Here is a 13944-nt window from a genome sequence, read left to right as displayed (position 1 = left end):
GCTCAGAATTCATTCGTGTCGGTCTCCTCCTCCTCGGCGGTACCGTTTACCACGCCGCTCGCCACGGCCGCTCCGGACGGCCCCCCGCCCGGCCACTACCCCGTCGCGGGATTCGTCCCGCAGGCCCCGGCCTTCCCGGGACAGGCCCCGGACACCGGTCCCCGGAGTCCCGGCCGCACCCCGCAGGGATCGCCGGGCGCCCCCTCGGGCCCCCTCTTCCTCCCGGTCGTCGACCTCGACACCGGAGGCGTGGTGGCCGTCGAGGTGATCGCCGATGCCGGCTCCGGCGAGCCGGGACCGGCCGGGACGGTCAACGGCGTCGTCGCGGCGACCCGCGAGGAGGCCCTGCTGCCGCTGATTCTGCCGATCCCCGCCGCGGCGGTCGTCCGCGGTTCGGCCGGCCTCGCGCCGCTGCACGAGGCGCTGCGGGTGTGCAACCGCCGCCCCCGCGAGATGATCCTCGTGATCGAGGGCGACGTCTCCCCCGCCGACCGGCGGCCCTTGCTGGCCGGCGTCGACGGCCTGCGGGCGGCCGGCTATCTCATCGCCTTCGGCGGCCTGGGGACCGCGCACCTGCCGCTCGACATGCTCGCCGACGCGTCGCCGTACGTGATCGTGCTCTCCGGTGACCTGCTCGCGCGCGTGCCGCGCGACCCGCGCCGGGGGGCGGTGGTCGAGTCGCTGGTACGGCTGGCCCGCGGCATCGGCGCGCACGTCCTGGCGCCGGGGCTGCACGACGAGGCGCAGCTGGGCGCCGTGCGGAGCTGGGGAATCCGGCTGGCCCAGGGCCCGCTGCTCGCGCCGCTCGACTGGCGTCCCTCCCAGGGCCACGGCCGGGTCCACGTGCCCCTGCCGGTGCCCGAGACCACCCCGGCCGGCGCCATGCTCGGACCCCGCGTGCAGGAGTTCCTGCTGCCCGCGGTGACGCTGCCCGCCGACTCGCCGGCCGAGGACGTGGTCGCCGCGCTGAGCGCCGAGCCCTCGATCACCAGCGTCATCCTGGTCGACGAGTACCAGCGCCCGCAGGGCAGCGTGGACCGCAGCCGCTTCCTGCTGTTCATGGCCGGCGCGTACGGCCACGCGCTGCACGCCAGGAAACCGGCGCGGCGGCTGGCGGACCAGCCCAAGGTGGTGCCCAAGACGACGCCCGCGATAGCGGCCATGCAGGTGGCGGGCCGGGACAACGCCCGGGTGTACGACGACATCGTGGTGGTCGACGAGGTGGGCCGCTGCATGGGCGTGGTGCGGGTGAGCGACCTGATCAGGCACGTCGCGGACGCGCGCCAGTCCCGCTGAGCGGGGCCCTCGGAGTGCCCTCGGGGGCTCTCACAGCCAGCCCTGGGCCTGCGCCTTCTGCACCGCCTCGATGCGGTTGCGGGCGCCCGTCTTCTGGATCGACGAGGACAGGTAGTTGCGCACGGTGCCCTCCGACAGGTGCAGGCGACCGGCGATGTCGACGATGGTCGAGCCGTCGGCGGCGGCCTCGAGCACCTGCCGTTCGCGTGGGGAGAGCGGATTGGGGCCGGCGCTGAGCGCCGCGGCGGCGAGCCCGGGGTCGATGACCCGTTCTCCGGCCAGCACCCGCCTGATGGCGGCGGCCAGCTCCCGGGCGGGGCTGTCCTTCACCAGGAAGGCCGCGGCCCCCGCCTCCATGGCCCTGCGCAGATAGCCCGGCCGCCCGAAGGTGGTCAGGATCATCACCTGGCACTCGGGGACGCGGCTGCGGATCTTCCCGGCCGCCGTGATGCCGTCCGTTCCGGGCATCTCGATGTCGAGCAGCGCGATGTCCGGCCTGACCTCGGCCGCGACCGTGACGGCCTCGTCTCCGGTGGACGCCTCGCCCACGACCTCGATGTCGGGCTCCAGCCCCAGCAGGGAGGCCAGCGCCCCTCTGATCATGCTCTGGTCCTCGGCCAGCATCACCCTGATCACGCGCACAACCTACCGCTGGTCAGATGGCCGCCGGCACTTCCACGACCGGCCTGGGGATCCGCACGCGCAGGCGGAACCCCGCGGACGCCGGTTCCGCCTCCACCGACCCTCCCGCCGCGGCCACCCGCTCGCTGAGCCCGCCGAGTCCGTTGCCCGGCTGGTACGGCCCGGGACTGCCGTTGTCCGCCACCTCCAGCACGGCGCCCTCCCTGCCGTACGAGAGGTTGATCTCGCACTTCGTGGCCCGCGCGTGCCGGAGGACGTTGGTGACGGCCTCCCGTACGGCCCAGCCGAACAGTCCGTCGAGCGCGTCCGGCAGCGGGGTGCCCTTGGTCCGCACGGTCAGCGACACCCCTGCGGCGTCGAGCGCCGCCCTGGCCCCGTCGATCTCGTCCGACATGCAGCGCCTGCGGTAGCCCGTGACGGCCTCCCGCACCTCGACCAGCGCCTGCCGGGCGACCGACTCGATGTCGGCGACCTCCTGGGCGGCCCGGCCGGGGTCGTTCTCGGCCATGCGACCGGCGAGCTCGCTCTTCAGCACGATCAGCGAGAGGCTGTGCCCGAGCAGGTCGTGCAGGTCGCGGGCGATCCGCAGGCGCTCCTCGGTGGCCGCGAGCCCGGCGATCTCCCGCTGCGCCATCCGGAGCTTCAGAACCAGCACCCGGGTGTTGCGGACGCTGATGAACAGCACGCCGAGCGTCACGATCTCGAGGACCAGTATGCCGAGGGTCGCGACGTCGGCATGGACGATGTGGCCCTCGACCAGGACCACGACGACCATGGCGCCCATCATGACGAGCGCGCCCCTGGGCTTCAGGGACATGGCGGAGATGACGGTCAGGTAGATCGGCAGCGCGAGCCAGCCGCCGCCGAACAGGAGCGGGTAGACGACCGCCATCAGGGTGGTGAGGCTCAGCAGGGGAAGCGTCCAGCGGCTCCAGGTGCCGTTGTCGCGCGGGCTGAGGGCCGTCGCCGAGTAGGACACGATGAAGCCCACCACCGCCGCGATCTGCCAGCCGACCTGACCGGCGGGCACCTTGCCCGTGGCGATGTCCGCGAGGGGATAGAACAGGTAGACCAGGCCCACAGACATGCCGATGAGACGCCGTCCCCGCGAGGGTCTCTCGTCCACTCCGCCGAAGGTGAAAACGTCGGTCAGCCGGCTCATCGCGCTCCCTCCCCGTGATGCCGCCGCCGGGGCGCGCGGGGCGTCCCGGCGGGGCGGTGTTCCAAAGTGATCCAAGGGGATCCAAGGTGATGGTAGGTCACCCTCGTCCGGTCGTCTCTAGTCGCGCACGGTCGCCCGCCGGTAGGCGATCAGGGCCAGCGCCCCGAGCCCGGCGGTCCAGGCGAGCAGCCCGGCGACCTCACCGGCTCGCGGTGCCTGACCGGCCACGATCCGCCAGCCGACGTTGGCGTAGTCGTACGAGGGCAGGACCTGGGCGATGGACCGCATGGCCGACGGCATGATCTCGACGGGGAACCACAGGCCGCCCAGCAGGGCCAGGCCGAACATGCCGATCATGGCGACCGGCTGCGCGGTGTCCGGAGGCAGCAGCGATCCGATGGTGAGCCCGAGCGCCGCGAACGGGATCGTGCCGGCCCACATCGTGAGGATGAGCGCGACCCACTCGCCGGCGGTGAGCGACACGTGCTGGGTCAGCACGGCGGCCAGCCCGACGAGCAGCAGCGCCGGCAGCACCAGGAGCAGCGACGCGACGAGCTTGACGACGATGATCGACCACCTCGGCAACGGGGTGATCTGCAGCTGCCGCAGCCAGCCACTGTGCCGCTCCTGCGACCACGGGACGGCCGTGGACATCATCGACGCGGCGAGCGCGCCGTACGCGCCCATCGAGACCATCAGGATGACGCTGGCCCGCACCCCCGTCGTGCTGTCGACCTGGGAGCCCCAGAGGTTGGAGTAGAGCAGGTAGAAGGCGACGGGGAAGGCCACCACGAAGATCACGTAACGCTTGTTGCGCGCCATGCGGAGCAGCTCGACCTTGAGGTAGTGCGGCACGGTCAGATCTCCTTGGTGAGAGCGATGAAGGCGTCCTCCAGATCGGCCCCGTGGACCTGGAGATCGCGTACGTCGAGGGTCGTCTTGCGGTAGAGCGCCTCGATCGTGGCGTCCGGGTCGCTCGTCCGCAGTGTGACCCGGCCGCCCTGGACCTCGACCCCGGTGGCGCCGGGCAGCGCGTCGAGCCCGGCCATCGACTGGCCGCCCAGCCGGAAGCTCACGGCGTGGCCCGCCACACTCGCCTTGATCTCGGCGGCCGTGCCGTCGGCCACCACCCGGCCGCGGGCGACGACGACCACCCGGTCGGAGTTCTCGTCCGCCTCCTCCAGGTAGTGGGTGGCGAACAGGATGGTCCTGCCCTGCGAGGCGTAGGACCGCATGTTGTCCCAGAAGGCCCGGCGCGACTCGACGTCCATGGCCGCGGTCGGCTCGTCGAGGAGCAGCAGGCGGGGCGCGCCGGCGATGGCGAGGGCGAAGCGGACCCGCTGTGTCTGCCCGCCCGACAGCCGGTCGGCCCGCCGCCCGGCCAGGTCGGTGAGGTCCGCGAGCCGGAGGATCTCGGCCAGGGGCAGCGGCTCGGGGTAGAGCCTGCGGATGAAGTCGACCGTCTCCGCGACGGTCAGCTCGGGGATCAGCGTGCCCTCCTGCAGCATCGCCCCGACCTCGCCGCGCGCCACCGCCTCGTGGGGGGTGGCGCCGAAGACCCTGATGTCACCACTGGTCGGCTTCAGCAGGCCGAGCAGCATGTTGATCGACGTGGACTTCCCCGCCCCGTTCGGGCCCAGCAGCGCGACCGTGCTGCCGGCCGGGACCTCCAGATCGAGCCCGTCGACCGCGAGCACGCCGCCATAGCTCTTGCTGACGGCGGTGAAGGCGATTGCGTTCATGGGAAAGACGGTACGGTCATGCAAAGGTAGATCATTAGTGGTACGACTCCGGCCTTCACCGTGACATTTGTCAGGCTTAGCGGCCCCCGCGGCCCGCGCCTCGCCGCGTCGGCGCCCCTGCCTACCGTGGAGAGATGGGCAGGATCCTGGTGGGCACGGCCTCGTGGACGGATCGGACGCTGCTGGCGTCGGGCTGGTACCCGCCGGACGTCACCACGCCGGAGGAGCGCCTGCGGCACTACGCGGCCCGCTTCCCGCTGGTCGAGGTCGACGCGACCTACTACGCCCTGCCGGCGGAGCACACAGCCCGGCTGTGGGCGGAGCGGACGCCCGCCGGGTTCGTCTTCGACGTCAAGGCGTTCTCACTGCTCACCGGCCATCCGACCCGCCCGGCCGCGCTGCCGGCGGAGCTGCGGCCGGCCGGCCGCCCGACGGGGAACCTGTACGCGCACCACATGGACGCCGCCGTCGTGGACCAGGTGTGGGAGCGCTTCGTCGCCGCGCTGCTGCCGCTCCGGGAGGCGGGCAGGCTGGGGGCGGTGCTGTTCCAGTTCCCCCGCTGGTTCCCCATCGGCGGACGCAACAAGCGGTACATCCTGGAGTGCAAGGCCCGGTGCGCGCCCCTGCCGATCTCGGTGGAGTTCCGCAACCGCACCTGGATGACGGAGGACAACCGGGCCGAAACCCTCGACTTCCTGCGCTCGTACGCGATCCCGTACGTGTGCGTGGACATGCCGCAGGGGTACCCCGACTCGGTGCCCCCGGTCCTGGCGGCGACCGCCGACCTGGAGGTGGTGCGGTTCCACGGCCACAGCGACAGGTGGACCAGCCACGACATCCACGAGCGCTTCGGTTATCGCTACTCGGAGGAGGAGCTTCGGGACTGGGCGCCCCGGCTGGCCGAGCTGGCCGAGCTGGCGTCCCGCACGCACGTGCTCATGAACAACTGCTACCGCGACTACGCCCAGACGAACGCGCGGCAGCTCGCCGGGGTCCTCGCGGACCTCACCGGACCGGAGAAGGCGACGCCCGGGGCCGTCGCCCCGGGCGTCGTGGACGGCGGCGACGTCAGAGGCGGCAGGCGAAGATCGCGGTGACGAGGATGGCCTTGGCCTCGATCTCCCAGAGGCGGTCCATCACCTGCTGGTGGCCCTTGCGCGGGACCATCGCCCGCACGGCCACCCAGCCCTCGCGGTGCAGCGGGGAGACGGTCGGTCCCTCCATGCCCGGCGTGATCGCGATCGCCTCGTCGATGCGCTCGGCCCGGATGTCGTAGTCGATCATGACGTAGTCACGGGCCACCAGGACGCCCTGGAGACGGCGGATGAGCTGGTTGAAGCCGTTCGACTCGGGCGCGCCGGCCCGCTTGATGAGCACGGCCTCGGAGCGCGCGATCGGCTCACCGAAGACTTCGAGCCCGACGTTGCGCAGGGTGGTCCCGGTCTCGACCACGTCGGCCACGGCGTCGGCGACGCCGAGCCGGATCGCGGTCTCCACGGCGCCGTCGAGCTTGATGACGCGGGCGTCGACGCCCTGGTCGGCGAGGTGCTTGCCGAGCAGCCCGGCGTACGAGGTGGCGATGCGCAGCCCGGTGAGGTCGGCGACGCCGGAGAAGGCGCCGGGCGTGGAGGCGAACCGGAACGTGGACTGGCCGAACCCGAGCGGCACGACTTCCTCGGCCGGGGCGCCGGAGTCGAAGAGCATGTCACGACCGGTGATGCCGGCGTCGAGCGTGCCCTCGCCGACGTAGACGGCGATGTCGCGCGGACGCAGGAAGAACAGCTCGCAGTCGTTGTCGGGGTCGACGACCACGAGCTCCTTGCTGTCCTTGCGCTGCCGGTATCCGGCCTCTTTCAGGATGGTCTGGGCGGCGTCGGTGAGCGCGCCCTTGTTCGGTACCGCGAGACGCAACATGATGCGGGAAACCCTCCAGGAGTGGGCGAGGTCGATGGCACGGGGCGGCCGCGGGAAGCCCGCGGCTACAGATGCTTGTAGACCTCGTCCAGACCGACGCCGCGCGCCAGCATGAGGACCTGGACGTGATAGAGCAGCTGGGAGATCTCCTCCGCGGCCCGCTCGGTCGACTCGTGTTCGGCCGCCATCCAGGCCTCGGCGGCCTCCTCCACGACCTTCTTGCCGATGGCATGGACGCCGGCGTCCAGTGCGGCGACGGTGCCGGACCCCGCGGGCCGGGTGCGCGCCTTCTCCTCCAGCTCGGCGTACAGCTCTTCGAAGGTCTTCATCGTCTCTCTCGGGATCGTCGGACGTGCCCGACCAGGGTATCCGCCCCGGCCGTGTTACAGGTTAGTGACCCCGCGACGTCTCATCAGGCGGACGGGTGATCGCGGCACGTAAAGGGGAATGTCAACGGGCGAGGGCGTGCGACGGCCGCCGGCGAGGAGTAGCCGCTCCCGCCCCGCGGGCCCGCCGCCGGCCGCCGCCAAGACGGGCGGCTGTCCCGGTTAAGGGGGTTCCGGCCCGCGCCGCGAGCTGCGAAATCAGCGGTGAGCCGGGCGAAGCGCACGTCTATCCCCAATTTCCTCACCTCTTGCAACTGATCCGGTTTAGTGCTGAGATCTGCACAAATTCGGCGCGCGAAAGGTACGGCCGCGCCAGAGATGAAACTCGCGGCAGGACCGATCCCGGAGGGCGCCGGCACACCATCGATCAACGCTTTCCGTCAAGATCGGAGATGTCCATGCGACGTACGACGGCGGCGGCCTGTGCCGCCCTGCTCGCCGCCCTGGGCGCGGGTTGCGCCACGAGCGGCACCGGGCCGACCAAGCAGGCGGACGCGAACGCCCCCGCGAACCTCGTCTGGTGGTCGACCGGCGGCGACGACGAGACCGCGGCCTTCCAGAAGGCCGCCGACCTCTACGCTCGGTCACACCCCGGGGTCACCATCAAGGTGCAGACCCTGAGCTGGGACGACGCGTACGCCAAGATGCTGGCCGCGTCGAGCAGCCGCAGCGGGCCCGACCTCATCTCGGGCGGCATGACCTGGACGATCCAGTTCGGACTGCGCGGCGGCATGATCGACCTGCGCTCGTTCGGGATCGAACAGCTCAAGACGCAGGCACAGCCCGCCCAGTGGAAGTCGGCCGTCTCGCCCGACGGCACCGTCTACGGGATCCCGCTCGACATGTCGACCGAGGCCCTCTACTACCGCAAGGACCTGCTCAAGAAGGCCGGCCTCGACGGCCCGCCCAAGACCTGGGACGAGCTGACCGCCGACATCGCGAAGCTCAAGGCCGCCGGCGTGAAGCGGCCGCTCAGCATCGACTGGGGCAACCTCGACTGGATCGGCTACTTCAACTTCCTCTATCAGGCCGGCGGCAGCTTCTACACGCCGGACTGCAAGCCCTCGCTCGACACCCCACAGGCCCAGCGGGCGCTGTCGTACTGGATCGACCTCTACCGCAAGGGAGGGGCGCCGACGGACACCGTCGCGACGCCGGACGCGCTCGAGACCGGCATCGCGATGGTCTACGGCGGCAACTGGAACGCCAAGGTCCTCGACACCTCCAAGCCGAAGCTGAAGGGCAAGTGGGCCATGGCGCCGCTGCCCGCCGGACCCGCCGGCCCGACCACGTTCATCGGAGGCCGGGCGGTCGGGGTGACGTCCTACAGCAAGCACGTGCAGCAGGCGGGCGACTTCGTGAGGTTCCTCTACACGGACGAGGCCATCGACGCGATCAACGCCGAGTCCAAGGCCCGCAACGTCTCCTACCTCCCGCCCAGGCCCGACAAGATCGGCGACGCGCCGTTCCCGCCGGAGCAGTCGGCGGTGTTCGGAGACATCATCAGCACGGGCGCGGCGGCGCCCGGCTGCCCGGGCTGGGACGAGAGCGCGGGCGATGTCGCCAAGCAGCTCCAGTCGGCCATCCTCGGCAAGGCGGACATGAAGACCGCGCTGAGCGAGGCCGCCAAGATCATGGGGCGTAACGCACAGTGACCGCCCGCCCGGTGACACCTGACCTCACCGGCATGCGGCACCGCTCCCTCGCCTGGCCGGCGCGCCACCCGCGCCGGCCAGGCGCACCCTCCGGGTACACCCCGGAATGTCCAGGAGTGTCCCCGGTCCTGCGTAGCGCGCGGGCCGGGGACGACCCGCTCCCCGATGGAGACGACATGGCACCGCACGCCGCCTCGCCACGATCCCGATGGCGCCGCCACGGCACGTCCTACCTGATGCTGCTCCCGTTCCTCGGCCTTTTCGCCGGATTCCTGATCTGGCCGCTGGCCAACTCCCTCTATCTCAGCTTCACCTCGTTCGACGGGGTGACCGTCCCGCGCTTCACCGGCCTGGAGAACTTCCGGAGCCTGCTGTTCGACGACGACAGGTTCCGGCACGCCCTGGGCAACACGTTCATCTACGTCGTGGCGTCCGTCGGGCTGGGCACGCTGCTGTCGCTCGGCCTGGCGCTGGCGTTCAACGGCTCCAGCTGGCCGCACCGCATCATGCGCACGATCTTCTTCCTGCCGTCGGTCACCTCCACGATCGCGCTCATGCTGCTGTGGAAGTGGATCTTCAATCCCGGCGACTACGGCCTGGCCAACACGGCGATCAGCTGGTTCGGCGGCACCGCCGTCGAGTGGCTGGCCACGCCCGGGCTGACGATCCCGATCCTCGTGCTCATGTCGGTCTGGGGCGGCATGGGCTACGGGATGGTCCTCTACGTCTCCGGGCTCAACACGATCCCGGAGGAGTACTACGAGGCCGCCCGCATCGACGGCGCCACCGACTGGCAGCGGTTCCGCCGGATCACTCTGCCGCTGCTGCGCCCGGTCACCACGTACGTCGTCGTCACGGGGCTCATCGGGGCCTTCCAGATCTTCGAGGCCGTCTACATCGTGTTCCGCGGCACCAACAACATCGGCGGCGTCCTCGACTCCGCCCTGATGATCGTTCCGTACCTGTACGACCAGGGCTTCACCCACTTCCGGCTCGGCTACGCCTCCGCGATCGCCTGGGTGCTCTTCCTGATCATCTTCGCGATCAGCATGGTCAACCTCCGCATCGGCCGCGCCCTGAAGGAGCTGTGATGGCCGCCGCCCCCACGACCACGCCGCCGATCACGGCCGCCCCGGCGGCGCCGCGGCGCTCGTCCGGCGCCCGCCCGCGCACCACCTGGCGCGGGCACCTGCTGCGCCTGCCGTTCTACCTGCTGGCGCTGACGATGATCGCGCCGTTCTACTGGATGGTCATCAGCGTCTTCAAGCCGGTCTCCGAGCTGGCCCGGCAGCCGCCGTCGTTCGTGCCCGAGCATCCCACGCTGACCAACCTCTACGACTCCGGATACTCCCCCGAACGGGTCAATCTGGGTCACCAGCAGGGTCTCTTCCAGCGGTTCGAGGTCGAGTTCGGCTTCGGCCGGTTCATGTTCAACAGCCTGGTGGTCACCGTCGCGATCACCGTGGGGTCGCTGCTGATCGCCTCACTGGCGGCATACGTGATCACCAAGCACCGGGTCCCCGGCCGGCGGGCGATCTTCCTGGTGATCGTCGCGTCCATGATGGTGCCCTGGCAGACCACACTGGTCCCCAACTATGTGATCATGCGTAACCTGGGCTGGCTCGACACCTACCAGGGATACGTCATCCCGGCGCTCGCCAAGGCGTTCGTGCTGTTCTTCCTCGTGCAGTTCCTGCACTCGATCCCCGACGAGCTGATCCAGGCCGCCCGGGTCGACGGAGCCGGAGAGTGGCGCATCTGGTGGCGCATCGTGATGCCGCTGCTCCGCCCGGCCCTCGCCGCGATGTCGATCTTCATCGTGCTCGCGGAGTGGAACAACTTCCTCTGGCCGCTGATCATCGTGCAGAGCGACGAGATGGCGAACGTCCCGGTCGCCCTGGCCCGGCTCAACTCGTACTTCCCGGGGGTGCAGAACGAGGGCGTCATCCTGGCGGGAGGGCTGCTCGCCTCCCTGCCCTCGATCGCCTTCTTCCTCCTCTTTCAGCGCCATTTCACCCGAGGGATCGTGCTCAGCGGCCTGAAGGGCTGATCCGCCCCGGGACGGCCGAAGGGCCGCGATCGTGATGATCGCGGCCCTCCGGGACGTTCTCGTGTGCGCCGGTTCAGCGGCCGGTGACCCGGCCCCGCCCGCGGCCGCCGAACCCCCGGCCACCGAGTTCCCTGCCGCCGCGCCCTGCGGGGCCGCCGGATCCCCCGCGCGACCGCTCGGCGTGCTCCGGCCGCTTCCGGCGGGACTCCGGGTCGACCGCACGGCCGCCGTCACGACCGCCGTCACGACCGCCGTCACGACCGCCGTCACGGGAGATCTCACGACCGCCCTCGCGGTACCCCTCACGGGAAGCCGCGCGGCCGCCGTCGCGGTGACCGTCCTCGAAGCGACGCGGACGGCGCTCCCCGCGCGGCCTGTCGCCCCGCTGGGGCCGCTCGGGTCGCTGCCGCTGGCGCGCCGCGGGCTCCCAGACCGCCACGGGCTCGCCGCTGGGCCGCCGGGCCCCCGCGAGCTCGGCGAGGACCGGCTCGCCTGGTTCCACGTGGTGCCGGGTCGCCGTGACGCCCGCGCGGCGCATCATCGTCTCCGTCGCGCGGCGCTCGCTCGGCAGCACCAGGGTCAGCACGGTGCCACGCTCCCCCGCCCGGGCGGTACGGCCGCCCCTGTGCAGGTAGCTCTTGTGGTCGGCCGGCGGGTCCACGTGCAGGACGAGACTGACGTCGTCCACGTGGATGCCGCGCGCCGCCACGTCGGTGCAGACCAGCACGTTGATCGCGCCCTCGCGGAACTCGGCGAGGATCCGGGTGCGCTGGTTCTGCCGCTTCCCTCCGTGCAGGCCCCCGGCGCGCACGCCGACCCGCGCCAGCTGCTTCACGACGCGGTCGACCCCGTGCTGGGTGCGGACGAACAGGATCGTCCGTCCCTCCCGGTTGGCGATCTCGGCCGTGACGTCGGGCTTCTCCTCACGCTGGACCTGGAGCACGTGGTGCTCCATCGTCTCCACGGATGAGGTGGCCGGGTCGAGCGAGTGGACGACCGGGTCGGTGAGGAAACGCTTCACCAGCTTGTCGACGTCGCCGTCGAGGGTGGCGGAGAACAGCAGCCGCTGGCCGTCGGCGGGAGTCCTAGCCAGCAGGGCGGTGACGACGGGCAGGAAGCCGAGGTCGCACATGTGGTCGGCCTCGTCGAGCACGGTCACCCGGACGTCGTCGAGCGCGCACTCGCCCTGCTCGATGAGGTCGGTCAGCCGGCCGGGGGTCGCGACGACGATCTCCACGCCTCGGCGCAGGGACTCGATCTGCCGTCCCATCGGCATGCCGCCGACGACGGTCCGGGTACGGAGGCCGAGCCCCCGGCCCAGGGGCTCGATCGTGTCGGAGACCTGGAGGGCCAGCTCGCGGGTGGGCACGAGGATGAGAGCGAGGGGACGCTTGGGCGACGCCTTCTCCCCCGCGATGCGGGTCATCGTGGGAAGGCCGAACGCGAGGGTCTTGCCTGACCCGGTCTGGCCCCGTCCGAGGACGTCGTTTCCGGCGAGGACGTCGGGGATGGCGGCCCGCTGGATGGGGAACGGCGCGGTGATTCCCTGCCTGGCCAGCCCGGCCACGAGCGGCTTGGGCAGTCCGAGCAGAGCGAATTCGTCCGCGATCTCCGTGTTCGCACGGAGGTCGAGCATGGTCACGAAATCGTGCCTTTCGTCGAAGATGACGTGTCGAGACACGCCAGGGCACGTCACTTCTGCGAAAGGACGAGCCGGTAACGGCGCGGCCGGTCGGCCGCGCACAGGGACGCGATGAGCGGGAGTCGCTCGTGGGGCCGCGTCCTGGCGGTGCTCCGCGCCCTTTCCATGAGGCGCCCCGTTGTGAGGAGCCCTACTTGTGTGGCGCACTGCCCATGAGGCGCTCCGTCCGTGAGGCACTCGTGCCCACGGGAAGGACCGCACCGCGATGATCAGACGACGCCGGCATCCCGCAGACGTGGCGGCCACCGGTCCGTCGCCGGGGCCGTCCCACAGATGCCTGCACCGCGTCGCACAGTGAAGCGAAGGTCCACTCTACGGCATCGCCCGGCCGCGCCGGACCTCCGGCGCCGGGCGCCCCAGACCGGGACCCGAAGACCGGGACCCGGACCGCGCGGCCGGGGATGGAAGAAACGGGAGAAAAGGGCGCCGGGGGACGGCGCGCGAACCCGGGCCGGCCGCTCATCGGACGGCGCCGGAACTCGGTGGCCTCGGCTGACCTCGTCAGACGTTGAACCCGAGCATCCGCAGCTGGTCGCGGCCCTCGTCGGTGATCTTGTCGGGCCCCCACGGCGGCAGCCAGACCCAGTTGATGACCACATTGGACACCAGGTCGGCCAGCGCCGAGTTGGCCTGGTCCTCGATCACGTCGGTCAGCGGGCACGCGGCGCTCGTCAGCGTCATGTCGATCGTCGCGATCGGGCGCTCGCCCTCGGCGGCGGGATCGAGGTTGACGCCGTAGACCAGGCCGAGATCGACGACGTTGATGCCCAGCTCGGGGTCGACGACGTCCCTCAGCGCCTCCAGCACGTCGTCGACGGCGGTCTCACCGTCGTACGCCGGGACGGTCGTCGCGGTCGGTGTCTCCGTCGGCTTGCTCACGTCGTCCTCTCCTCGCGTCGCGGCCCGCCCGCCGTCGGGGCGGCCCCGCATCCTCCAACACGGCGGGGACCGCCGGTCATCCCTGACTCCTGATCACGGCGTCCTTGTAGGCCATCCAGGCCAGAAGCGCGCACTTGACCCGGGCGGGGAACTTGGCCACCCCGGCGAACGCCACCGCGTCGCCGAGCACGTCCTCGTCCGGCTCCACCTGGCCGCGGCCCTGCATCAGCCGGGTGAACTCGTCGACCACGGAGAGCGTCTCCTCGACGGTCGAGCCCGTCGTGAGCTCGTGGAGCACCGACGCCGCCGCCTGACTGATGGAGCACCCCTGCCCGTCGTAGGAGACGTCGAGCACCTTGCCGCCGTCGGCCAGCTTCACCCGCATGGTGACCTCGTCGCCGCAGGTCGGGTTGACGTGGTGCACCTCGGCGTCGAACGGCTCGCGCAGGCCCCGTCCCTGAGGATGCTTGTAGTGCTCCAGGATCAGCTCCTGGTACATCGATTCCGCGATCATGA

The 13944-nt window shown here is 71.1% G+C and carries 14 protein-coding genes; 5 read left to right on the top strand and 9 right to left on the bottom strand.

Annotated features, from left to right (window positions below; translation table 11 throughout):
* The first annotated feature begins 15 nt into the window (after positions 1-15).
* Complete coding sequence (locus JOL79_RS07220) at positions 16-1296, top strand: EAL domain-containing protein (RefSeq protein WP_307848373.1); 1281 nt, start codon at positions 16-18, stop codon at positions 1294-1296.
* Between the two features lie 30 nt (positions 1297-1326).
* On the opposite strand, the gene JOL79_RS07215 is transcribed toward JOL79_RS07220, so the two are convergent.
* The 4 genes from JOL79_RS07215 to JOL79_RS07200 all read right to left on the bottom strand — a co-directional run bounded on the left by JOL79_RS07215 (position 1327) and on the right by JOL79_RS07200 (position 4842).
* Positions 1327-1932 (bottom strand): response regulator transcription factor, encoded by a 606-nt coding sequence (locus tag JOL79_RS07215; RefSeq protein WP_210154896.1) that lies wholly within the window; start codon positions 1930-1932, stop codon positions 1327-1329.
* A gap of 19 nt (positions 1933-1951) precedes the next feature.
* The gene (locus tag JOL79_RS07210; protein WP_210154895.1) at positions 1952-3100 is read right to left on the bottom strand and encodes a sensor histidine kinase; all 1149 of its coding nucleotides are present in this window, start codon (positions 3098-3100) and stop codon (positions 1952-1954) included.
* Between the two features lie 117 nt (positions 3101-3217).
* Positions 3218-3955 carry an ABC transporter permease gene (locus JOL79_RS07205; protein WP_210154894.1) on the bottom strand — a complete coding sequence of 246 codons (738 nt, stop codon included), beginning with the start codon at positions 3953-3955 and terminating at the stop codon, positions 3218-3220.
* 2 nt (positions 3956-3957) lie between these two features.
* On the bottom strand, positions 3958-4842 hold the full coding sequence (locus JOL79_RS07200) for an ABC transporter ATP-binding protein (protein WP_210154893.1): 885 nt from the start codon (positions 4840-4842) through the stop codon (positions 3958-3960).
* 134 nt (positions 4843-4976) lie between these two features.
* Between JOL79_RS07200 and JOL79_RS07195 the strand changes: the two genes are divergently transcribed.
* Positions 4977-5939, top strand: a complete 963-nt coding sequence (locus tag JOL79_RS07195; RefSeq protein WP_210154892.1) for a DUF72 domain-containing protein — start codon at positions 4977-4979, stop codon at positions 5937-5939.
* Here the strand turns inward: JOL79_RS07195 and hisG are convergent.
* A complete protein-coding gene (gene hisG / locus JOL79_RS07190; protein WP_210154891.1) occupies positions 5911-6756 on the bottom strand; it encodes an ATP phosphoribosyltransferase in 846 nt (281 codons plus the stop codon). The two genes, JOL79_RS07195 and hisG, sit on opposite strands and share 29 nt — an antisense overlap.
* Positions 6757-6821: 65 nt before the next feature.
* Positions 6822-7085, bottom strand: a complete 264-nt coding sequence (locus JOL79_RS07185) for a phosphoribosyl-ATP diphosphatase (RefSeq protein WP_210154890.1) — start codon at positions 7083-7085, stop codon at positions 6822-6824.
* Positions 7086-7540: 455 nt separating this feature from the next.
* Here JOL79_RS07185 and JOL79_RS07180 point away from each other — a divergent pair, with 455 nt between their 5' ends.
* The 3 genes from JOL79_RS07180 (at position 7541) to JOL79_RS07170 (ending at position 10847) form a co-directional block, all read left to right on the top strand.
* Positions 7541-8797, top strand: a complete 1257-nt coding sequence (locus tag JOL79_RS07180) for an extracellular solute-binding protein (protein WP_210154889.1) — start codon at positions 7541-7543, stop codon at positions 8795-8797.
* A gap of 176 nt (positions 8798-8973) precedes the next feature.
* On the top strand, positions 8974-9888 hold the full coding sequence (locus JOL79_RS07175) for a carbohydrate ABC transporter permease (protein ID WP_210154888.1): 915 nt from the start codon (positions 8974-8976) through the stop codon (positions 9886-9888).
* Positions 9888-10847, top strand: a complete 960-nt coding sequence (locus tag JOL79_RS07170) for a carbohydrate ABC transporter permease (RefSeq protein ID WP_210154887.1) — start codon at positions 9888-9890, stop codon at positions 10845-10847. Before JOL79_RS07175 ends, JOL79_RS07170 begins: the two co-directional genes overlap by 1 nt.
* A 73-nt stretch (positions 10848-10920) precedes the next feature.
* Here the strand turns inward: JOL79_RS07170 and JOL79_RS07165 are convergent, their stop codons facing one another.
* The 3 genes from JOL79_RS07165 to sufU form a co-directional block, all read right to left on the bottom strand.
* Complete coding sequence (locus JOL79_RS07165; RefSeq protein ID WP_307848371.1) at positions 10921-12528, bottom strand: DEAD/DEAH box helicase; 1608 nt, start codon at positions 12526-12528, stop codon at positions 10921-10923.
* A 522-nt stretch (positions 12529-13050) separates the two neighbouring features.
* Entirely contained in the window at positions 13051-13428 is a 378-nt protein-coding gene (locus JOL79_RS07160; RefSeq protein ID WP_307848370.1) for a metal-sulfur cluster assembly factor, read from the bottom strand.
* Between the two features lie 76 nt (positions 13429-13504).
* Entirely contained in the window at positions 13505-13942 is a 438-nt protein-coding gene (gene sufU / locus JOL79_RS07155; RefSeq protein ID WP_210154885.1) for a Fe-S cluster assembly sulfur transfer protein SufU, read from the bottom strand.
* Positions 13943-13944: the final 2 nt, after the last annotated feature.

The organism is Microbispora oryzae (assembly GCF_017896165.1).
Classification (GTDB): domain Bacteria; phylum Actinomycetota; class Actinomycetes; order Streptosporangiales; family Streptosporangiaceae; genus Microbispora; species Microbispora oryzae.
Note: the sequence above shows the minus strand (reverse complement) of the source record. Positions and strands in the feature narration are given on the sequence as shown.